Genomic DNA, 21,719 nt, shown 5'->3' on the forward strand with positions numbered 1-21,719 from the left:
GCAAATTGTTAGGTGAAAAGGGTTAACGCTCCTATACTGACCAACTCTCAATATAAATCCTATTAATAAGCACTTCGTGCCAGAGAAAGTGACATGACACAAGACGAACAACAGCGCACACGCCAAGGAATACTGCTTGCGATTGGCGCGTACACCATGTGGGGAATCGCTCCCATATACTTCAAATCTCTCAGTGAAGTATCCCCTCTCGAGATCCTGAGCCACCGTGTAGTATGGTCCTTTTTCCTACTCGCTTTACTGCTACACGTTGGTCGTGGCTGGCGCAAAGTGCGCGATACTCTGACTTCAAAACCGAAAATGATGTTTTTGGTGGCAACCTCTCTCTTGGTGGGTGCAAACTGGCTGATCTTCATCTGGGCAGTCAATGCCAATCATATGCTGGATGCCAGCCTCGGCTACTACATCAACCCTTTGATTAACGTATTGCTTGGAATGTTCTTCCTTGGTGAACGTCTGAGAAAACTTCAATGGTGTGCGGTGGCGCTTGCGGCTATCGGTGTGCTTATCCAGTTAATCGCCTTTGGTTCGATTCCAGTTGTCGCTATCGCACTGGCCTTTTCTTTTGGTTTCTACGGCTTGTTACGTAAGAAAGTGAATCTAGAAGCTCAGACCGGCTTGTTTATTGAGACCTTAGTGATGCTGCCAGCGGCGGCAATCTACTTATTATTCATTGCAGACACAGCAACGTCAGACTTTTTGGCGAATCCAATGCAGCTAAATTTACTGCTGGTCGCTGCGGGGGTAATTACCACTCTGCCACTGCTGTGCTTCACGGGAGCAGCAACCAGACTCAAGCTTTCGACACTGGGCTTCTTCCAATACATTGGCCCTAGCTTGATGTTCTTGCTTGCGGTGTTGATCTACGGTGAAGCCTTTACCATGGATAAGGCGATTACCTTTGCTTTCATTTGGGGTGCACTGGTGATCTTCAGCTTCGACGGTCTGCGCAATAACAAGAAGAGTAAGCAAGCGAAAAGCTAACACTGATCGTTTTTTACAAGACAATCTATAGATACAGAGATAAGCTTGGTTGAATTGATGATAATTTAACCAAGCTTTTTTATACCATGGATAAAGTCCACTACTACTCGACATCTAGCCAAGATATCAGCCTGATCCAAGCTCAATACCAAGAGTTTGCCTTTCAGCGCCACTATCATTTGGACTTTCATATCGGCCTAATCACCCAAGGGCAGCAGAAGTTTGTCTATAAAGGGACGAGTTACCACGCAGGCGCCGGACAAGTGGTGATGATGCCACCTGATGAGCTGCATGATGGTCATTCAAAGCTCGAATCGGGTTACCAAGTAAGTGTATTTTCTGTCTCACCTCAATGGTTTGGCGATCTTGCCGATCACAGCGCAAATGGTCACGCTTTGAGCTTTTCTGAGTTGATCCTCTCCGATCAAGCGACTTTTTTACAATTACGTAACCTTCATGGGCTACTTATCAATCCAAATATCAGTCAACTCGCCCAAGATTGCCTGCCGTTCGAAGGTTTTTCGACGATTGTTGATCGTTACGCGCAGTTTGGATCGAAAACTCAGGTGAAGCTTGGTACTCAATCGGTGAATACACTCAAAGACTATTTAATGGCAAACCTCGACCAACCGGTGCGCTTAGAGCAACTTTCTGAGCTATGTGACCTGACAACAACTAAATTTCAGCGTCACTTTAAGAACAAAATGGGCATCACCCCTTATGCATGGTTAAGTCGCTTACGCATGGAGCAAGGCATGCGATTGATTAAATCAGGTGTCGGCGGAACCGAGGTCGCTCATCAAGTGGGCTTCTACGATCAAGCCCATTTCTCAAAGGCATTTAAGACTGCATTTGGTGTTTCTCCATCGAAAATTAACTAAGTGTTGATAATTTACAATTGAGAGAATCGAAATCACGGTAAGCTGCGCTCAACAACTCTCAACAGAACAACCCAGTTATTGGAACAGATATGAATGAAGTCACCATATTAGTCACCCTCGCCTCTATCCACTTTATCGCTTTGATGAGCCCGGGCCCTGACTTTGCACTTGTGGTACAAAACGCAACACGCCACGGGCGACAAACTGGCTTATACATTGCTCTCGGACTCTCTTGCGGGATCTTGTTGCATTCATTGCTGAGCCTGACGGGCATCAGTTACCTAGTCCACCAGCACCCAACTCTTTTTGCGCTCATGCAATTAGCTGGCGGCAGCTACTTACTGTATCTAGGTTTTGGTGCATTAAAAGCAACATGGCAGCTCATTAGCCACCATGAAGAAGAGACAGACACGGTCAATTCGAAAGACCTGATTCTGACCAATAAGCGTCAGGCATTTTCAAAAGGCTTTGCGACCAATATTCTTAATCCAAAGGCGTTAGTGTTCTTCATCAGTTTGATGTCGAGCTTGGTACCGGCCGACATGTCGCTTTCAGGGAAAGGGTTTGCACTGCTGATCCTATTCGGCCTATCACTATTCTGGTTCTCTCTATTAGCGTGGATGCTTTCTACGAAGGCACTGCAAAAGAAACTGAGTGAAGCGACAGTCTACATTGATGGCTTATGTGGTGTTGTATTCAGCCTTATTGGCGTCAGTATTCTTTGGCAGTCGCTGTCTGGTTTAATCGCTTAAATTCGAATCAAGATTACAATTCGTTAACAACGCACTGGCTATCTTATCTTTCCACTGCCAATCTAGCTCTGCATATTAAAAGGAGAAGATCATGCAGTGGAAAACAAAACTAACAACCCTCGCCACTTCTACCCTACTTTTTGCCTCTCACGTCAGTTGGGCAAATCAAGCTGCCGATTCCGTCGCTCCCGAACAAAGTAGTGGTTTAGAAACCAAGCAACTCGTAAAAGCTAACGATTGGATGGTTACCGCGGCCAACCCTCTGGCAACCCAAGCTGGCGCCGATGTACTTGCTCGTGGTGGTAACGCAATTGATGCCATGGTTGCTGTGCAGCTGATGCTTGGCTTAGTTGAGCCACAGTCATCCGGTATTGGCGGTGGCGCCTTCCTTGTTTATTTTGATGGAAAAGACAAACAGCTTAAAACCTACGACGGTCGTGAAACCGCACCACTTGATGCAACACCACGCCTGTTCCAAGACGAAAACGGTCAACCGCTTAAGTTTTATGATGCTGTTGTTGGTGGTCGCTCTGTTGCTACACCGGGCACAGTGCAATTGTTGTGGGACACTCACCAGAAATACGGCAAGTTAGAATGGGCATCGCTGATCAAACCTATTGCTCAACTGGCTGAGAAAGGTTTTACCATCAGCCCACGTTTGGCCACCTTAATTGAAAATGACCAAGAACGACTGAGCCGTTTTGCCACAACCAAAGCTTACTTCTTTAATGCCGATGGCAGCCCAAAAGCCGCAGGCACACTACTTAAGAACCCAGAATACGCTGCAACATTGAATGCAATTTCAAAGGATGGTGCTAAGGCATTTTACCAAGGTGAGATTTCTGCCGACATCATCAATACGGTACAAACTGCCAAAGGCAATCCGGGTGTATTGGCACAAAAAGACTTCGACACCTACTCAATCAAACAACGTGAACCGGTTTGTTCAGCTTATGAAAGCTACGATATCTGTGGCATGGGACCACCAAGTTCAGGCGCATTAACGGTTGGACAAATCTTAGCGATGACAGAGCAGTTTGACCTCAAATCCTGGGGGCCAAACGATGCGAGATCTTGGCAAGTGTTAGCGGACGCTTCTCGCCTAGCCTTTGCAGACCGCGGTATGTACATGGCAGACCAAGATTACGTACCAATGCCAACTCAAGGGTTAGTGAATACTGACTATTTGCAGGAACGTGCCCAGTTAATTACCGCAGGTAAAGCACTAGAGAGTGCGCCTTCAGGCACCCCGCCGTGGGATCACGCAATGCTGCGCAGCCAAGATGTATCTATTGAACTGCCGTCCACCAGCCACTTCAATATTGTCGATAGCGAAGGCAATGTCGTGTCGATGACCACCACCATTGAGAATGCATTTGGCTCACGCTTGATGGTAAGAGGCTTCCTACTGAACAATGAGCTGACCGACTTCTCGTTCAAGACCCACAACGATGGCAAACCTATCGCAAACCGACTTGAGCCAGGTAAGCGTCCACGCTCTTCAATGGCACCGACTATCATCATGCAAGACGATAAGCCTTACATGGCGATTGGTTCTCCGGGTGGTAGCCGCATCATAGGTTATGTAGCACAAGCGATCATTGCTCATACCCAATGGGACATGGATATCCAGCAAGCGATCAACCAACCGCACTTCCTAAACCGCTTCGGCACGCTAGATCTGGAAAAAGAAACATCGGCGGAAAACTTTAAACCTGAGCTCGAAAAGATGGGATTTGAAGTTAACATTCGCGATCTTAACTCCGGTTTACACGCCATTCGCATCACAAAAGATGGTCTAGAAGGTGCAGCAGACCCTCGTCGTGAAGGCGCTGCCATCGGCCAATAAGGGAAAATACTCCCTTTTTACTCCCTGTCTTGTGCGAGATCTCTCACAAGGCAGTGAGTAAATATCGATATTTAACTGCGAATTTAAGCACGAAGATATCATAACTAATTGAAATAAAACAAAACGTACATTTATCGTTCAAATAATTATATAGAAATTCGCTTATGCACCATTGCTGATAAATAAGGAATCGGTAGTATGGATGGTGTCGGAAGGATGCTGACACGGAACAGGAAACGCCAAGGACTTGGTTATCTTCAGGATGAAGATTCGATTACTCAGTATGAATAATCGGCATGGATAGCGAAATGGACATTGAATGGACGCAATAGTAACTAGGATGGTTGCTACTAAGGAAAGACAATGGACACCTCTGGATGAGGAAAGGACTGAACATCAGGATGATGTAAAGGACACCGCTCAAGGAACAAGTGACGCGCGCTAACGAGGATTGTTGGCAGATCAGGATAAGATCAAGGACACCGCTAGGAAGGCGACGAAAGGAATACGCTGAAGGATAACAGCACACTATCATGGATTTGATGCATGGAGCACACTTAGTAGCCGGATTGCTGCGAGTAAGACTATAGACCCCGATGAGCGCAAGCTCTCGGGGTTTTTCTTTATCTGCCTCTTATCGATTGATGTTTTCACCCCTCCTCGAATCTAAGAAACACTTCAACTTAATTACAATTCTGACATTTAAATCATTCACTTCTTAACCACTTCCGAGTAACGTAAGCCTTACTAGCCTCAACTAGTTTCATAACCATAATTAAATTAAGGACAAATTCATGTCACACGTTACCTTCAAAGGCGCAGCTGTACCGTTATCTGGCACATTCCCACAAACTGGCGAGCAGGCACCAAGCTTTGCACTAACTGCAGGCGATCTTTCTGAACTGACTCTTGCTTCTCTTGCAGGCAAGAAAGTGGTTCTAAACATCTTCCCAAGCATCGACACAGCAACTTGTGCAACGAGCGTACGTACGTTCAACGCAAAAGCGGCTGAACTTGAGAACACAGTTGTTGTTTGTATTTCTGCTGACCTCCCATTTGCTGCAGGTCGCTTCTGCGAGCTTGAAGGCATTGAAGGCGTTCAACACGCTTCGACTTTCCGTTCACCTAAGTTCGCTTCAGACTACGGCGTAGCAATTGCTGAAGGCCCACTAGCAGGCCTGACAACACGTGCGGTTGTTGTTGTTGATGAAAAAGGTGTAGTAACACACAGCGAGTTGGTTGCAGAGATCACTGAAGAGCCAAACTACGAAGCGGCACTGGCTGCGCTGTAAGCTCTCTTTCAGTCGATAATGCATTGTGAACGTTTAAGCGATACGCAATAAAAAAGAGCAGCTATTAGCTGCTCTTTGTGTTTTTAACCGTCAATGGTTGTTAGATTCAGGAGTAACTATTTAGAGCTGTTCTAAACGCGCGTAAGCCGTTACTAACCACTTAATCCCTTCCCCATTAAACGCCACTTGCACCCGGCTCTGTGGACCACTTCCTTCAAAGTTGATGATCGTGCCTTCACCAAACTTAGGATGTTTCACGCGAGAGCCTAAGCTAAAACCTGTTTCATTAAAGTTCTCTTTGACTGCAGTTTGGCTAAAGCGACCACTGCTCGTAGGGCGACTCACCTGTGCTTTCATACGCACTTCATCCAGACAGGTTTCTGGCAACTCACGAATAAAGCGTGATGGTTTGTGGTATTTGTCTTGTCCGTACAAGCGACGCATCTCAGCGTAAGTGATGTACAGCTTCTCCATCGCACGAGTCATGCCTACGTAACATAGGCGACGCTCTTCTTCCAAGCGCCCCGCTTCTTCAGCAGACATCTGGCTTGGGAACATGCCTTCTTCGACACCCACCATGAATACCATTGGGAACTCTAGACCTTTAGCACTGTGTAGAGTCATAAGCTGAACCGCATCATCAAACTCATCAGCCTGACCTTCACCCGCTTCTAAAGCCGCGTGCGTTAAGAATGCTGTTAGCATGCTCATCTCATCGGCTTCTTCTGGCTTCTCGAACTGACGAGTTGCCGTTACCAATTCTTCCAAGTTCTCAATACGCGCTTTCGATTTCTCGCCTTTCTCTTGCTCGTACATCGCAAATAGACCTGAAGATTTAATCACATGGTCAGTTTGCTCATGTAAATTCAGCTCTAACGTGTCGTCTTCAAGCGCATTAATTAACTCGATAAAGCGGCTTAAGGCACCCGCTGCACGACCTGGCAGTACTTGTTCTTCCAACAAAGCGATACTCGCTTGCCACATCGTCGCACCACGGTCACGCGCTGCAAATCGAATCGTCTCTAGAGTCTTGTCACCCAAGCCACGTGTTGGCGTATTAACCACACGTTCAAAAGCGGCATCATCGTTACGGTTACCCATTAAACGCAGGTAGCTCAATGCATCTTTGATCTCCTGACGTTCGAAGAATCGCATACCACCGTAGATTCGGTATGGTAAGCCCGCTTGAATCAACGCTTCTTCCAGAACACGAGATTGGGCGTTATTACGATAAAGCATCGCCGTATCTTCGAGTGCACCACCTTTCTCTTGCCACTCTTTAATCTTACTTACCGTGAAGCGAGCTTCATCAAGCTCGTTGTAAGCTGAGTAGACGGAGATTGGCTCACCATCGTTACCATCGGTCCACAACTCTTTACCCATTCGCTCAGTGTTGTTTGAGATAAGCTCGTTCGATGCTTGCAAGATGATTTTGGTTGAGCGGTAGTTTTGCTCTAATCGAATCGTTGAAGCGCCAGGGAATTCGTCCAAGAACTTCTGAATATTCTCGATTTTTGCACCACGCCAGCCATAGATAGATTGATCATCATCACCTACGATCATCACTCGACAATCAGGGCCAGCCATCATACGCAGCCAAGCATATTGGATGTTGTTGGTATCTTGGAATTCGTCGACCAAAATATGCTTAAAGCGCGCTTGGTAGTGCTCACGAATGTGTTTCTTGTCGCGCAATAGCTCGTGTGATCTCAGCAAAATCTCCGCGAAGTCCACCAATCCAGCACGGTCACACGCTTCTTGATAAGCCGAGTAAATCTTTAACCATGTTTGAGTTACTGGATCATGGTAGGCATCAATGTGGTTCGGGCGCAGGCCTTCATCTTTCTTGCCGTTGATCCACCACGAAGCTTGCTTAGCAGGCCACTGCTTTTCATCGAGGTTTTGTGCTTTGATTAAGCGGCGTAATAGACGAATCTGATCATCGGAATCAATGATCTGGAAGTCTTCTGGCAATTTTGCATCTAGGTAGTGAGCACGCAGAATACGGTGACAAATACCATGGAAGGTACCGTTCCACATGCCTGACGAGCTGCCCATCATCAACTCTTCAATACGACCACGCATCTCTGCCGCCGCTTTATTGGTGAAGGTTACTGACATTATAGAGAACGGGGATGCTTGCTCGACACTCTGCAGCCAAGCGATACGATGCACCAAAACTCGCGTTTTACCACTACCAGCACCAGCCAGAATAAGTAGGTTTTCTAAAGGTGCTGCGACCGCCTCACGTTGTTTGTCGTTTAGGCCATCGAGTAAAAGCGAAGGATCTATCATTGGATATGCTCACTACTGGGTATTTATACATAAAAGTTGATTATAACCTAAACACTAGGCTGCGTTTAGAATATTAAGAAGAAAAAACCATCAAAAAATAACATCACCTAATCAAACACTTAATAGCTAAATTATCACTTATTTTGATAATTATTATAATACTGTGAAATTATTTTCGGGTTGTTCCTATCCCTTTTAGTAAGCAAGTTAACAACTCATTAACCTGCGATGTGTAAATACTATTAAGTCTAGAGGGAATGACTATGAAAAATTCTAATCTTGCTGTTACAGCTGCAATCACAAGTGTACTAGCGTTTGGCGGTGCCGTTCTTACATCAGCACCTGCGGAAGCAGCAGCGAAAGAAAAATGCTATGGCGTATCAAAAGCTGGCCAAAATGACTGTGCAACTAAAACAAGTTCATGTGCTGGTACAGCAAAAGAAGACAACCAATCCGATGCATTCGTGGTCGTTCCTAAAGGGCTATGTGGCAAGTTAACTGGTGGTAGCACTCAATCATCATAGTGCCTGAGGGCATAACTGAACCACTCAGTATGGTGAGCTGAATACCAGCTCACCTCCACTACCCATTAGGAGAATCGTTGTGACTCAAACTCTTCACCCCAATGCAGGGGTTGGCCTTAGAACACCGCACTTAGATTTCTTCAGCCAGAATTCTGATTTGGTAAGTTGGTTAGAGGTTCACAGCGAAAACTACTTCTTACCCCATTCTTCACAGCGCCAACAACTCCGAGAGATTCGTAATCATCACCACATAAGTTGTCATGGTGTAGGGTTGTCTCTTGGTTCTGTTGAACGAATCAACCAACAGCACTTACTGCAACTCAAAACACTTATTGATGATATCGAACCTTTCTTGGTTTCTGATCATTTGAGTTGGAGCCAAACTGGCGGTCACTACTTCAATGACCTGCTACCACTACCTTATACCGAAGAAGCGTTGGACGTCTTCTGCCGTAACGTCATCGAGGTTCAAGACAGTTTGCAACGTCCTATGTTAATTGAGAATCCATCAAGCTACCTTGCCTTCAAGCACTCAACGATTCCAGAATGGGAGTTTTTGGCTGAGGTACAAAAGCGTACCGAGTGTCGCCTACTGCTCGATTTCAATAATATTTTCGTCTCATCGTTTAATCATGGCTTTAGCTGTGAAGAGTATCTAAATGGCATACCAGCCAACCAAGTGGAAGAGATTCACTTGGCAGGTTTTACCAAAAAGAAGCTCGAGCAAGGTGAGATTTGGATAGACACGCACAGCAAACCGGTCTGTGATGAAGTGTGGCAACTTTACACTCAGTGGATAGAGCAACATGGCTCTCGCTATACCTTGATTGAGTGGGATTTAGATATTCCAGAGCCACAAATTCTATTGGCAGAGGCTGCCAAAGCCAGTGAAAAGCTGTATCAACATGACAATCAAAGGAGTCGCGCCTCATGAGCTACTCCCTAGCGGATGTTCAATCCGAGTTTGCGAATGCCCTGCGCTATCAAAATGACGGTGAGCACTGCGACATCGTGAGCGATCATTTTAGCGATCAGCAACGCATTCAAATTTACCGCAATAACTTTGTTATTAGCTTAAGCGAAGTTCTCGCTGCGACTTACCCACTGACTGAGGTGTTAGTTGGTGAAGAGTGCTTCCAACAAATGGCGCGTCAACATGTTCTTAGTTATCCATCGACCTCTGGAGATGTCAGTGGTTATGGCGAGCACTTCGAACAAACCATACAAGCCTTTCCTTCGGTTGTAGAGGCTGCACCTTACCTTAGTGAAGTGGCACGCTATGAATGGCAAAAGGACAGTTTAGCGAGACTCGCATGTGCAACTCCCCCGCATCAACAGCCACTCTCCTGTTTAGCTTCCGTGCCACAAGAGCGGCAAGGCGCCTTGGTTTTCCACATCAAGGGTTCGATAACGCTATTCGATTCTTACTATGCCGTAATAGCGCTTGAACACGCTATCGACCAACAGCAACTGGAAGGGTTAGACATCAATCGCGCAGAGCTTGGAATAATAATCCGAGCCGAGAATTCACAGCTCGAAAGCCACAGCCTAACCAAGGAGTGCCACCAACTGCTCATTGAGCTTCAATCTGGTAAAGCGCTCGGAGAAGTAACGCCTTCGCTACTGCAACATCTGAATGCTGTCATGGCGCTCAACGTCATCTCAGGTTTTTCAATCAATGATGAATTGGAGACATAATATGGATAACAACACAGTCACAAACATGATGGCTCAATACGACAATTTGATTGAGAAATCTCAGGCACTTTTCGTCCCAGTGCTGCTTCTTTTCTGTCGCCTTTGGGTGGCGTGGGTATTCTTCAACTCTGGGCTGACCAAGATAGCGACCTGGGATAGCACCCTCTACTTGTTCGAATTGGAATATCAGGTGCCTCTATTACCGTGGGAATTAGCGGCCTATATGGGAACAGCTGCTGAATTAATCCTACCGGTATTCTTAGCGCTTGGTTTGTTAACACGCCCGATGGCCGCCGCACTTTTTGTTTTCAACATTATTGCTGTCGTGTCTTACCCAGTACTGTGGGACCAAGGCTTCTACGACCATCAACTTTGGGGATTGATGATTCTTATCGTCATCGTATGGGGTGCTGGACCGTTTTCATTAGATAGAGTTTTGAAAGCGCAATTCAGAGGCTAACTAAAAGATCGATAACCCCAAACGCAAAAAACCACTCAATTGAGTGGTTTCTTTTTTAACTGGGGTAAGCTTACTTTTCTAGAAAAGCCTGAAGCTCTTCAGCCGAGATGCCTTGCTCTGCTAGCTCTTTTGCTAATAGCTGAACTTGCTCACCTTTACGAGACTCTACCACACGCTGAAATTGGTAGATGATATCTCGTAAAGTATCGATTGGAACTTGTTTTGCCGCACTGCGAATACGCTCTTCACTTTGGTTCCCTAGCTCTTTAAGCAATTTACCAAACATAACCTTTTCAGGTGCATCTTCCATTTGTTCTAAGACGCGCGCCATTTCATAGGTTGTTAATGACATTACAGTATTTTTCCGTTGGGGACTTACGTTTCAATATATGACCAATATACCATGTTTTAACATTTCGCAAACCGCCATTTGTATATTTTGCTACCCTTATTGCTTATGCTTTTGCAAATGTTGCATGCCATGACTTGCCTGCCTTACTAAATAAGATTAACAATGCTGGAGCAAAGAAGAATGTTTGTAATGCAAATATCTCTTGGGAATTTAAATCAAGACGCTGCACTGTACCAACAAGTAGTCCAGAACCACTCATTTGAAACAAACCAATCAAAGCTGATGCAGTCCCTGCACGATCACCGAATGGCTCCAATGCTTTTCCCGCAGATGTACCTAGAACCCAAGCGAAGCCAACAGATGACAGGAAGATAGGAAACATGAAAGCAATCGGGCTATTTTGTCGAGCAAGTAGCAACATTATCACACCCGCTAGACCGAGCATTAAAATACCGATAACAAGAGTTTTATAAGTCCCAAAACGGTCCATAAATTTTGGTGCGGTAAACGCAGCGGCAATATTGAATACCGCGTTAAAACTGAACCAAAAAGTAAATTCCTTCATAGTCAAACCGAGGTTTTCCATCAATACAACCGGTGCTGAGGTTACATAAGCGAGGATCACAGCCATCGCCATCAAACACAAAGTGGCGTGAAAAAGGAATGAAGGTGTTTTCAATATAGACCAGTAGCGCTCTAGTTTGAACACCGCTACCTTTTCCATCGCCGGGTTCGATTCTTTCATTCGGAAGAATAAGATAGTACCGACAACGACAGCGAAGCCTGTCATAAAGCTAAAGTTCGAACGCCAGCCAAATTGATGAGTTAACCAAGCGCCAAGAATCGGTGCCAATGCAGGAATAAAGCAAATAGCGCCATTAAGGTAGCTGATCATTCGGCCACTCTTCTCTGGACCAAATAGATCGCGAACCGTTGCAAAGGCTGCCACAGAAGTCGCACAAGCTCCTAAGCCTTGTAGCAGCCGAGCTATTAGCATCATATCAATCGATTGAGCTGCCCACGCCAAGCAAGCACTCAATGCATAGATACTAACACCTCCCAATGCAACGGTTCGACGTCCTAGCTTATCCGCCAAAGGGCCGGCAAATAGTTGGCCGACACCCATAGCAAACAAAAACCAAGTGATCGTATCTTGTGCTAATGCATGTTCCACGTGAAACGCTGTCGAAATCTGTGGCAGAGCTGGCAGGTAGATATCAATAGCCAAAGGGCTAAAAAGAACCAGCATTGCCAATAAAGCAACCTGCAGTTTACTAGGGGTTGGAAGCGCGTTAGAAGGCACAAGATTCTCCGGATGAGTTAATTTAGGTGCATAATAACCAACTAAAGATATGAACAAAAATGGCATATAATCATTAGCATTATTCCAATAAGGAAACTCACATGAATATCGAGAAACTATCGCGCCTCGACCTCAATCTACTAGTTTGCTTGCAGGTGCTAATGGAAGAGCAGAGTGTTACACGCACTGCACATCGATTGTGCCTGAGCCAGTCAGCAGTGAGTAAATCATTGGCCAAACTTCGCGAACAATTTAATGACCCTCTTTTTACGCGAAGTGCACACGGCCTACGCCCGACACCAAAAGCAGTGTTCCTTAAGCCACGGTTGGAAACACTGATCAATCAACTTGATGTGCTTACCCAACCGGAGACATTCATTCCCAACAACAGTGACCACAGTTTTCACATTGCAGCGGTTGAAAGTGTCTACCCGTTGATTCTTCCTCACTTCTTACCTGCGATTTTTCGCCAAGCACCGAAGGTAAATATCAACACTCACGCTTGGACGGAGCAAACCTTTAAGAAATTACAGCTTGGTGAACTCGATATCGGCCTCACGGGTAAAGACATCGACATCAACGACGCGCGTTTAACCATGTTGCCGCCAGATGATATTTGCGAACAAGAGATCTACCGAGATGCACAGATGTGTGTATTGAGACGCAACCACCCTGCTCTGAGTGGTCAATGGGATCTGGAAACCTATCTGGCACAACGTCATGTTCAAGTAAGGTGTGATGGTAATGATCGTTGGTTACTCGACTACAAACTTGCCGACCTTGGTCATCAACGTGATATCGCTATTTCTGTTCCCGACTTCAACAGTGCCGCAAGCCTGTGTACCTACACCGACTTTGTATTTACCGCACCAAGCCACTTCACTCATCTGGTTGCGAAGCAGCTCGACTTAGTGGTTGTGCCTCTGCCAATGGAATTTCCACCAATGGCTTACACTCTGTTTTGGCACCGTGATAGAGAAAACGACCCAGCCTTAACTTGGTTGCGAGATATCATCAAAGAAAAAACTCTGCACCTCAGATAAAAATGGCGTACAGCGTTTGCAGCAAACGAACAAAAGCGCTAGCTTATTGACCTAATAAGTCCCCTCACAGGTATATCGGCTGTGAGTGTTAACAAGGACCCTAACAATAAGGATAAACACAGATGCACAATATCACTGCGGAACGCGTTACTGCGGTTCGAGCTTGGCTTGAAGCAAACCACTTAGATGCTGTTATCATTCCACATGAAGACGAGTACCTAGGTGAATACGTTCCAGCTCACAACGAGCGACTTCACTGGCTAACCGGTTTCACTGGCTCTGCAGGTGCGGCTGTTATCACTCGCGAAAACGCGGCTATTTTTGTTGATGGTCGCTATACCGTCCAGGTTCGTAAACAAGTACCTGGTGAGCTATTTGAGTATCGCCACCTTATTGAAGAACCGGCTTTAGATTGGATCATCAATTCACTAGCGCAAGGCAGTAAAGTTGCATTCGACCCACGCATGCATACGGCGGCTTGGCTGAAAGGCGCTCAAGCTAAACTGGCAGAGAAAGTTGAACTAACAACACTATCTTCGAATTCAATTGATGAACTTTGGTCTGATCGTCCTGAGCCTGTAGTATCTGATGTTCGCCTAATGACAACCGACGCCGTAGGCCAATCAAGTGAAAGCAAACGCGCAGAAATTGCAAGCCTACTAAAAGCCAAAGGCGCTGATGCCGCTATCCTTACTGAGCTGGATTCAATCTGCTGGTTACTCAACATTCGTGGTTTAGACGTATCTCGTCTGCCGGTTGTGTTATCTAATGCAATCATTCACGCCGATGAAAGTGTCGATTTCTTCTTAGACCCAGTTCGTATCCCTGCAGGCTTTGAAGCGCACGTTGGTAATGGTATTCGTGTTTCTCACCCATCTGAGCTTGAAGCCCGCCTTCAATCTTTAGAAGGTAAGAATGTGTCTGTTGATTCAGGCACAAGCAATGCTTGGTACACGCTTGTTCTCCAAAACGCCGGTGCTCATATCATTGAAGCAGCCGACCCATGCCTAATGCCAAAAGCCGCGAAGAACGAAACAGAAATTGCCGGCATGAAAGCGTGTCACATCCGTGATGGCGTGGCGATGGCAAAATTCCTATCTTGGATTGATGCAGAAGTGGCGCAAGGTAATCTGCACAACGAAGCGGTACTAGCAGACAAAGTACAGTCATTCCGTGAGCAAGATCCAACCCTAATGGACCTAAGTTTCGACACAATTTCAGCGGCAGGCGGAAACGCAGCCATGTGTCACTACAACCATGAGAACCAGCCTGAGCCGGGTCAGCTAGAGATGAACACTCTGTACCTAGTCGATTCAGGCGGTCAATACCTAGATGGCACAACCGACATCACACGTACTATCGCAATTGGCCAACCAAGCGAAGAAATGATTCAACAGTTCACTCTTGCACTTAAGGGCCACATCGGTATTGCACGCGCTCGCTTCCCACAAGATACTCGTGGTTTCCAACTGGATATCCTAGCGCGCCAGCACTTATGGGCAGAAGGCTTCGACTATGACCACGGTACTGGTCACGGCGTTGGCCACTTCCTAAGTGTTCATGAAGGTCCGCAAAGCATCTCTAAGAAGCTAATCGATGTCCCTCTTGTTGAAGGTATGGTGTTATCAAATGAGCCGGGTTACTACCGTGCCGATGAATTTGGTATCCGTATCGAAAACTTAGAGCTGGTTGTTGAGCTTCCAACTCAAGGTGACTTCTCAGTGCTAACATTTGAGTCGCTAACACGTTGCCCTATCGACAAGCGCAACATCAACGTCGATCTACTGACACGCCCGGAACTTGCATGGCTAAACGATTACCACCAAAAGGTGTGGAACGATGTTAGCCCACTAGTTGAAGGTGATACGTTAGAGTGGCTACGCCAAGCAACAACGCCACTAGCTCACGCTTAATGCCTAAATAGATAGGTAACTTAGTCAAACCAGTTTAGCTAAGTTAGATACGAAAACGGCTACCTAAAGGTAGCCGTTTTTATTTGTCGCTTTCACATCACTGATGTTTCACGTGGAACATCAGCCAAGCTGCAAGTTAGCCTGAGTAAGCGCTATGCCAATCTCGCCATACCGGGTCAAACCCACGTTGACGAATCATAGCCTCGACATCAGCTGCGCTTCTTTCATCACTTATCTCGAACTGCTCAAGCTCTTCCTCACCTGAAGCATAACCACCAGGTTGAGTTTTTGACGCGGCAGACATGCTAGTGATACCTAACGGCAACACGTTATCGCGGAACGTTGCTGACTCACGAGTCGAAAGAGACAACTCAACTTCAGGGTTTAATAAGCGATAGGCACAGATAAGTTGTACCAACTGCTTATCACTCATAATAGATTTAGGCTGCAAACCACCCTCACACGGACGAAGACGTGGGAGTGAAATCGAGTAACGTGTTTGCCAATAAGTACGCTCAAGATAATCTAAGTGAGCGGCCACGAAGAAACAGTCGGTACGCCAATCTTCCAAACCAATCAAAGCACCAATACCTATCTTATCAATACCCGCTTTTGCCAAACGATCAGGCGTTTCGAGCCGGTATTCAAAATCCATTTTATTGCCACGCAAGTGGTGTTCCGCGTAGGTACTTGGGCTATAGGTTTCTTGGTAAACCATCACCGCATCTAATCCGAGAGTTTTAAGCTCTGCGTAGTCATCTTGATCAAGCGGCTGCACTTCCATCGCAAGATGGTTAAATTGTGCCTTAATATTCGGTAGCACTTCACGGAAGTACTTCATCCCGACCTTGGTTTCATGTTCACCAGTCACCAACAGTACACTATCAAACTTCATCTTTTTGATAGCGGCACTTTCAGCATCGATTTCATCCAAAGTAAGTGTGCGACGCTTAATACGGTTCTCCATTGAGAAGCCACAATACGTGCACGCATTCGCACATAGGTTTGAAAGGTACAATGGAATATACAACGACATTGTATTGCCGAATCGCTTGCGTGTGAGTGCCAACGATTGTTGCGCCATCTGCTCTAAGTAAGGTTCTGCCGCTGGAGAGATCAAAGCCTTAAAGTCTTCTAAGTCGCGTTTGGGTTTACTCAGAGCACGTTCAACATCCTCTGCCGTTTTACTGAAGATCGACATACCAATGTCATCCCAGTTGAGTTGTTTAAATCGATCAACAAACGTCATGGCAATACTACTCGTCTAGGAATGAGGTTAACGGGCTGGAAGCAACCGCATGAGATACCTGACCAGCGAGACCTGCAAGGTAAGCCATACGCCCCGCTTCCACTGCCAACTTAAAGGCAATCGCCATTTCAACTGGCTGTTGAGAAGCAGCAATCGCAGTATTAACTAACACAGCGTCAGCACCCATCTCCATTGCACGCGCCGCATGTGATGGAGCACCAATACCCGCATCTACAATCACAGGGACGTTCGCTTGGTCGATAATAATCTCTAAAAAGTCCGCCGAAGCGATACCTTTGTTCGACCCAATCGGCGCACCTAACGGCATAACCGCAGCACAACCCACCTCTTCCAATCGTTTACACAACACTGGGTCAGCATGACAGTATGGCAACACAACAAAGCCATCTTTAACCAGTTGCTCAGCCGCTTTTAATGTCTCAATTGGGTCTGGCATCAAGTACTTTGGATCTGGGTGAATTTCCAGTTTGAGCCAATTTGTGCCTAGAGCTTCGCGAGCCAAGTGCGCAGCAAAGATGGCATCCTTCGCGTTCTTAGCCCCAGAGGTATTCGGAAGTAGATTTACGCCGGCATCAATAATGGGCTGTAAAATATCGTCTTGCTCAGAACGAATATCGACTCTCTTCAGTGCCATGGTTGCCAGTTGAGAACCTGAAGCTTCGATAGCACTCGCCATCAAATGCTTGTTGGCGAACTTACCTGTGCCAGTGAACAGACGTGATTGGAATGTTTTATCTGCGATGGTTAACATGGTTAGCCCCCTGCAATAGCTTGAAAAAGAGAGATAGAATCGCCTTCATTGACGATGGTTTGTTGCCACTGGCTACGCGGGACAACCGTGTTATTGATAGCGAATACACACCCTAAGTCAGGTAGCGAAAGCGAATGAATAATATCTGCAAGAGAAGATGATTGCGCGACCTGCTCTGGTTGCTCGTTTATTGAAATAGTGATGTTGCTCATAGTGCTTCTTCTTCTAAATTATTGGTCACTGACGAATTGCACACCGGACATTCGATATCTTGCGTGACCATTAGGTTTTGCCAGTTCATAGTCTTACCGTCGAACAGCTTGAGCTGATGTGTCGCCACTTGAAACTCGCCACTGCTAATGTGCTGAATAGCAGCAAGAGCTTGGAGGTTTCCTATAGTCCCGACGACAGGCCCAATGATGCCACTATCACTACAACGCATTGTTTGTGGATGGTGGTCAAACGGGAAAAGACAGTGGTAACAGCCCTGCTGGTTTTGATAATCGAAGACAATAAATTGACCTTTCCAACCAATTGCGGAGCCTGATATCAATGGTGTGTTAGCCTCAAAACACGCTTGGTTAACTTGCTGGCGTGTGGCGAAGTTGTCGGTACAGTCCAACACAACATCAGCTAGCATCACTTCAAGCTTTAACTGGCTTTCGGCCATTCGCTTGTTGATGGTCCTAACTTGGCTTCTACCATTTAACTCACTCAGTTGCAGTTTCAATGCATCGACTTTAGCTGTACCAAGATCGCTTTCTTTGAACGCGACCTGTCGTTGTAGATTGGATGAGCCGACACAATCATCATCAACCAACACGATTTTTCCGATGCCAGACGCTGCTAGATAAAGAGTCGCAGCATTCCCCAAACCACCACAACCAATAACTAACACATGACCGTTTAGTAGATTTCGTTGTCCTTGTTCACCAATTTCAGGCAGTGCGATTTGGCGCTGATAGCGTACAAATTCAAAGTCACTCAGCATGGCTTAACTCCTGACGAACCTCTTCAGTAAAGGTTGAAGAGTTGCCATTCATAAGAGCTTCGAAAAACTCAATAACCGCTTTGGGATCTTCCGCCAACGTAATTGCACGCACTACCGCGAGGCTCGAGACACCACAATCCCATACCTGCTCTGCCGTCGATTGGTCAATCCCACCAATAGCCACGGTCGGATAACCGACAAGCACTTCACTGTATGGAATGGTATCGATAAGCTGCTGGTAAAGAGCTAAACGCACTAGACCTTGCGGCTTTGATGGCATCTGTTTTGTGGTTGTTGGGAAGATATGTCCTAACGCGATGTAACTTGGGTTGATTTGAACGATGCGTAACAACTCATAGTATCCATGTGTCGATAGGCCGATCTTAATACCCGCTTGGCTCAGTTGGGAAAGGTTCGATTCTTCAATATCCTCTTGTCCCAAGTGAACACCAAAAGCGCCATGTTTGAGTGCAAGTTGCCAATAGTCATTGATAAAAACCTGAGCGTTATGTTCTCGACCAAGTTCGATCGATCGTGCGACTTGTTGCTCTAAGTCAGCTTGCTGAGGGTTCTTGATTCGCAGTTGTACCGTATTGATTCCAAGCTTAAGGAGCCTTTCAATCCAATCAACATCATCGACAACTGGGTAAAGCCCGAGGCTTTTCTTAGTCAAATCAGGGAATGAAAGTGACGTTCCTTGATGGGCCCAGCCAACACTAATGCCTAAACTCTTGTCTTCTAAAACCGGAGTTGGAAACCCTTGGTAGTGGCTTGGCCATGTTCCACGTGAAACATTAGACGCAGCGCGTGCGAGAACCAGTGCGTCTTCTAATGGAAAATCTAGAGCCAATAACATTAGTAACCACGCAAAGTGATGGCGGCTATCTATGGCTTGATGATCGGGGTTAATACTTTTAATAGCTCGATTAGCGTTTAAGTGTGACCAAATATCTAACACGGCAGCGTCATTGGTTACACCAACGTATATCGTATTAGGGTATTGCGCTAAAGCATCGCGAACATCTGCCAGCGATAACGGCTCGTCATAAATCACAATATGGTCAAGTGAGCCTAGCTGCTCCGCTTCAACTGATGCGACATCAGAAGCAAAGCCAATAGTAAGTGAGTGTTGAGAATCAACGATAGAGAAGTATTGAGTTGGGCTGACACCCAACTCAACTGCATCAGTTGCTAAGCCTTGTCGCTTAGCAACCAATAGACAGTGTTGAACCTCTCCCGTTAACTCAATATATTGAGATGGGATCAGAATTTTCACTGTCATTATTCCTCTAGTTGAGCTTCTTTCGCACCAACGGCTGGGTGGTAAAGCTCTGAGCCAGTATCACGGAACTCTTGTGATTTTTGACGCATCCCTTCCAGCGGATTGTCTAGCATCTTGATCTCGATAGCCTGATCAGAGGCTACTTGTTCTGTGTCTTTAGCATACTCTCTCACTTCCTGAGAAATCTTCATCGAACAGAATTTAGGTCCACACATAGAACAGAAATGTGCGACCTTACCTGATTCTTGTGGCAAGGTTTCATCATGGAAAGAACGGGCTGTATCAGGGTCTAGTGCTAAGTTAAATTGGTCTTCCCAACGGAATTCAAAGCGCGCTTTTGAAAGCGCATTATCACGGATTTGTGCTCCTGGATGCCCTTTTGCCAAGTCAGCAGCGTGCGCCGCTAGCTTGTAAGTAATCAAGCCAGTCTTAACATCCTCTTTATTTGGCAAGCCTAAGTGCTCTTTTGGGGTCACGTAACAAAGCATCGCACAGCCATACCAACCGATCATCGCGGCACCAATACCAGAGGTGATATGGTCGAAACCAGGGGCAATGTCTGTAGTAAGCGGGCCTAATGTATAGAAAGGCGCTTCATGGCAGTGCTCTAACTGCTCGTCCATGTTCTCTTTAATAAGGTGCATTGGTACATGTCCAGGGCCTTCAATTATCACCTGTACGTCATATTCCCACGCCACTTTCGTCAGTTCACCTAAGGTGCGAAGTTCAGCAAATTGAGCCTCGTCATTGGCATCAGCAATAGAGCCCGGACGCAGGCCATCACCTAATGAAAGTGCTACATCGTACTTCGCACAGATCTCACAAATCTCGCGGAAGTGGGTGTATAGAAAGCTTTCTTGGTGATGAGCAAGACACCATTTAGCAATGATAGAACCGCCACGAGAGACAATTCCGGTAACACGCTTAGCCGTCATAGGGACATAGCGAAGAAGCAAGCCAGCATGAATCGTAAAGTAGTCGACGCCCTGCTCTGCTTGCTCAATTAAGGTGTCACGCATCACTTCCCAGTTAAGGTCTTCAGCAACACCGTTCACTTTCTCAAGTGCTTGGTACATAGGAACAGTACCAATTGGCACTGGGCTATTACGTAGAATCCACTCTCGTGTTTCGTGAATATTTCGACCAGTCGACAAATCCATCACTGTATCGCCGCCCCAGCGGGTTGACCAAACTAACTTCTCAACTTCTTCTTCAATCGAAGAGCTTACAGAAGAGTTACCGATATTGGCGTTCACCTTAACTAAGAAATTTCGGCCAATAATCATAGGTTCTGATTCTGGGTGGTTGATGTTTGAAGGGATAATTGCTCGACCTTCAGCAACCTCTTTACGCACGAACTCAGGGGTAATTTCTTTCGGTAGGTTTGCGCCAAAGTTATGACCAGGGTGTTGGTGGTTCAGTTGCTCATCTGCGAACTTCTGACGCCCCATATTCTCGCGAATCGCAATGTATTCCATCTCAGGGGTAATAATCCCCTTACGAGCATAGTACAACTGAGTCACACATTGATCGCCAGTCGCACGACGAATTCTAGGCAGGTTTCCGTAACGAAGCTCGTCTAAGGTTTCGTCCTCTAGGCGCTCTTTGGTATAAACAGAGCTAACATCATCTAATAGCTCGGTATCACCACGCTCTTCGATCCACTGCTCTCTTAGCTTTGGAAGGCCGTTATAAAGGTCTATCTCGTGCGTTGGGTCGGTATAAACACCAGAGGTGTCATAGATGTGAATAGGTGCATTAGGTTCAAATACAGGCTCTTTTTTGGTACCACCAACAAGGCTATCAGCAAGTGATATCTCTCGAACTGGGACTTGAATGTCCTCTCGAGAACCTTGGATGTAAGCTTTCTTTGAATTTGGATAAGGTTGTACTGATAAAGAATCGATGAAATTCTTCGCTTCCAGTCTTGCTTGTTTACGACTCGACATAGCATTTTTCCTTGGCTTTTAGCCATTATTTATTGGGATAAAAATGCTTGACGGATTGATGCTACAAGAGGGATCACGGTAAGAAATACAGTTGTGATCTGGTGATAGATCT

The 21,719-nt window shown here is 46.1% G+C and carries 20 protein-coding genes; 11 read left to right on the forward strand and 9 right to left on the reverse strand.

Annotated features, from left to right (window positions below; translation table 11 throughout):
- Nucleotides 1-93: 93 nt before the first annotated feature.
- The 5 genes from rarD (at nt 94) to tpx (ending at nt 5,776) form a co-directional block, all read left to right on the forward strand.
- Nucleotides 94-1,002 (forward strand): EamA family transporter RarD, encoded by a 909-nt coding sequence (gene rarD / locus OCV52_RS15385; RefSeq protein ID WP_102423285.1) that lies wholly within the window; start codon nt 94-96, stop codon nt 1,000-1,002.
- A gap of 86 nt (nt 1,003-1,088) precedes the next feature.
- Nucleotides 1,089-1,883 (forward strand): helix-turn-helix transcriptional regulator, encoded by a 795-nt coding sequence (locus OCV52_RS15390; RefSeq protein WP_137408766.1) that lies wholly within the window; start codon nt 1,089-1,091, stop codon nt 1,881-1,883.
- 89 nt (nt 1,884-1,972) lie between these two features.
- On the forward strand, nt 1,973-2,635 hold the full coding sequence (locus OCV52_RS15395; RefSeq protein ID WP_004741201.1) for a LysE family translocator: 663 nt from the start codon (nt 1,973-1,975) through the stop codon (nt 2,633-2,635).
- A 91-nt stretch (nt 2,636-2,726) separates the two neighbouring features.
- Entirely contained in the window at nt 2,727-4,484 is a 1,758-nt protein-coding gene (ggt, locus tag OCV52_RS15400) for a gamma-glutamyltransferase (RefSeq protein ID WP_137408767.1), read from the forward strand.
- Between the two features lie 794 nt (nt 4,485-5,278).
- A complete protein-coding gene (tpx, locus tag OCV52_RS15405; RefSeq protein WP_137408768.1) occupies nt 5,279-5,776 on the forward strand; it encodes a thiol peroxidase in 498 nt (165 codons plus the stop codon).
- A gap of 120 nt (nt 5,777-5,896) precedes the next feature.
- Here tpx and uvrD read toward each other — a convergent pair whose 3' ends face one another.
- Nucleotides 5,897-8,071, reverse strand: a complete 2,175-nt coding sequence (gene uvrD / locus OCV52_RS15410) for a DNA helicase II (RefSeq protein ID WP_137408769.1) — start codon at nt 8,069-8,071, stop codon at nt 5,897-5,899.
- A gap of 263 nt (nt 8,072-8,334) precedes the next feature.
- Here uvrD and OCV52_RS15415 point away from each other — a divergent pair, with 263 nt between their 5' ends.
- The 4 genes from OCV52_RS15415 to OCV52_RS15430 all read left to right on the forward strand — a co-directional run bounded on the left by OCV52_RS15415 (nt 8,335) and on the right by OCV52_RS15430 (nt 10,753).
- Nucleotides 8,335-8,595, forward strand: a complete 261-nt coding sequence (locus OCV52_RS15415) for a BufA1 family periplasmic bufferin-type metallophore (protein WP_004741206.1) — start codon at nt 8,335-8,337, stop codon at nt 8,593-8,595.
- A 79-nt stretch (nt 8,596-8,674) separates the two neighbouring features.
- A complete protein-coding gene (gene bufB, locus OCV52_RS15420; protein ID WP_105025931.1) occupies nt 8,675-9,529 on the forward strand; it encodes an MNIO family bufferin maturase in 855 nt (284 codons plus the stop codon).
- The gene (locus OCV52_RS15425; RefSeq protein WP_102424780.1) at nt 9,526-10,293 is read left to right on the forward strand and encodes an HvfC/BufC N-terminal domain-containing protein; all 768 of its coding nucleotides are present in this window, start codon (nt 9,526-9,528) and stop codon (nt 10,291-10,293) included. Before bufB ends, OCV52_RS15425 begins: the two co-directional genes overlap by 4 nt.
- A gap of 1 nt (nt 10,294) precedes the next feature.
- Nucleotides 10,295-10,753 (forward strand): DoxX family protein, encoded by a 459-nt coding sequence (locus OCV52_RS15430; RefSeq protein WP_008221525.1) that lies wholly within the window; start codon nt 10,295-10,297, stop codon nt 10,751-10,753.
- 70 nt (nt 10,754-10,823) lie between these two features.
- Here the strand turns inward: OCV52_RS15430 and tsrA are convergent, their stop codons facing one another.
- Nucleotides 10,824-11,105 (reverse strand): H-NS-like global regulator TsrA, encoded by a 282-nt coding sequence (tsrA, locus tag OCV52_RS15435; RefSeq protein ID WP_004741210.1) that lies wholly within the window; start codon nt 11,103-11,105, stop codon nt 10,824-10,826.
- Between the two features lie 103 nt (nt 11,106-11,208).
- A complete protein-coding gene (locus OCV52_RS15440) occupies nt 11,209-12,408 on the reverse strand; it encodes a multidrug effflux MFS transporter (RefSeq protein ID WP_198779058.1) in 1,200 nt (399 codons plus the stop codon).
- Nucleotides 12,409-12,509: 101 nt separating this feature from the next.
- Between OCV52_RS15440 and OCV52_RS15445 the strand changes: the two genes are divergently transcribed.
- Together OCV52_RS15445 and OCV52_RS15450 are read left to right on the forward strand one after the other, a co-directional pair.
- Complete coding sequence (locus OCV52_RS15445) at nt 12,510-13,451, forward strand: LysR substrate-binding domain-containing protein (protein WP_102424782.1); 942 nt, start codon at nt 12,510-12,512, stop codon at nt 13,449-13,451.
- Nucleotides 13,452-13,573: 122 nt separating this feature from the next.
- Nucleotides 13,574-15,364 (forward strand): aminopeptidase P family protein, encoded by a 1,791-nt coding sequence (locus OCV52_RS15450; RefSeq protein WP_137408771.1) that lies wholly within the window; start codon nt 13,574-13,576, stop codon nt 15,362-15,364.
- Between the two features lie 136 nt (nt 15,365-15,500).
- Here OCV52_RS15450 and thiH read toward each other — a convergent pair whose 3' ends face one another.
- Genes thiH through thiC form a run of 6 tightly spaced genes read right to left on the reverse strand, consistent with a single transcriptional unit; the run spans nt 15,501 to nt 21,607 of the window.
- A complete protein-coding gene (thiH, locus tag OCV52_RS15455) occupies nt 15,501-16,613 on the reverse strand; it encodes a 2-iminoacetate synthase ThiH (RefSeq protein ID WP_137408772.1) in 1,113 nt (370 codons plus the stop codon).
- A 7-nt stretch (nt 16,614-16,620) separates the two neighbouring features.
- Nucleotides 16,621-17,385: a thiazole synthase gene (locus tag OCV52_RS15460; RefSeq protein ID WP_061034301.1), complete on the reverse strand. Its 765-nt coding sequence runs from the start codon at nt 17,383-17,385 to the stop codon at nt 16,621-16,623.
- A gap of 2 nt (nt 17,386-17,387) precedes the next feature.
- Nucleotides 17,388-17,597 (reverse strand): sulfur carrier protein ThiS, encoded by a 210-nt coding sequence (thiS, locus tag OCV52_RS15465; RefSeq protein WP_137408773.1) that lies wholly within the window; start codon nt 17,595-17,597, stop codon nt 17,388-17,390.
- A complete protein-coding gene (locus OCV52_RS15470; RefSeq protein ID WP_137408774.1) occupies nt 17,594-18,376 on the reverse strand; it encodes a HesA/MoeB/ThiF family protein in 783 nt (260 codons plus the stop codon). Before OCV52_RS15470 ends, thiS begins: the two co-directional genes overlap by 4 nt.
- Nucleotides 18,366-19,658 (reverse strand): thiamine phosphate synthase, encoded by a 1,293-nt coding sequence (locus OCV52_RS15475; RefSeq protein WP_137408775.1) that lies wholly within the window; start codon nt 19,656-19,658, stop codon nt 18,366-18,368. Before OCV52_RS15475 ends, OCV52_RS15470 begins: the two co-directional genes overlap by 11 nt.
- The gene (gene thiC / locus OCV52_RS15480) at nt 19,658-21,607 is read right to left on the reverse strand and encodes a phosphomethylpyrimidine synthase ThiC (RefSeq protein WP_137408776.1); all 1,950 of its coding nucleotides are present in this window, start codon (nt 21,605-21,607) and stop codon (nt 19,658-19,660) included. The genes OCV52_RS15475 and thiC overlap by 1 nt, the downstream gene beginning before the upstream one ends.
- Nucleotides 21,608-21,719 lie beyond the last annotated feature (112 nt).

This window comes from Vibrio chagasii, from assembly GCF_024347355.1.
GTDB lineage: Bacteria > Pseudomonadota > Gammaproteobacteria > Enterobacterales > Vibrionaceae > Vibrio > Vibrio chagasii.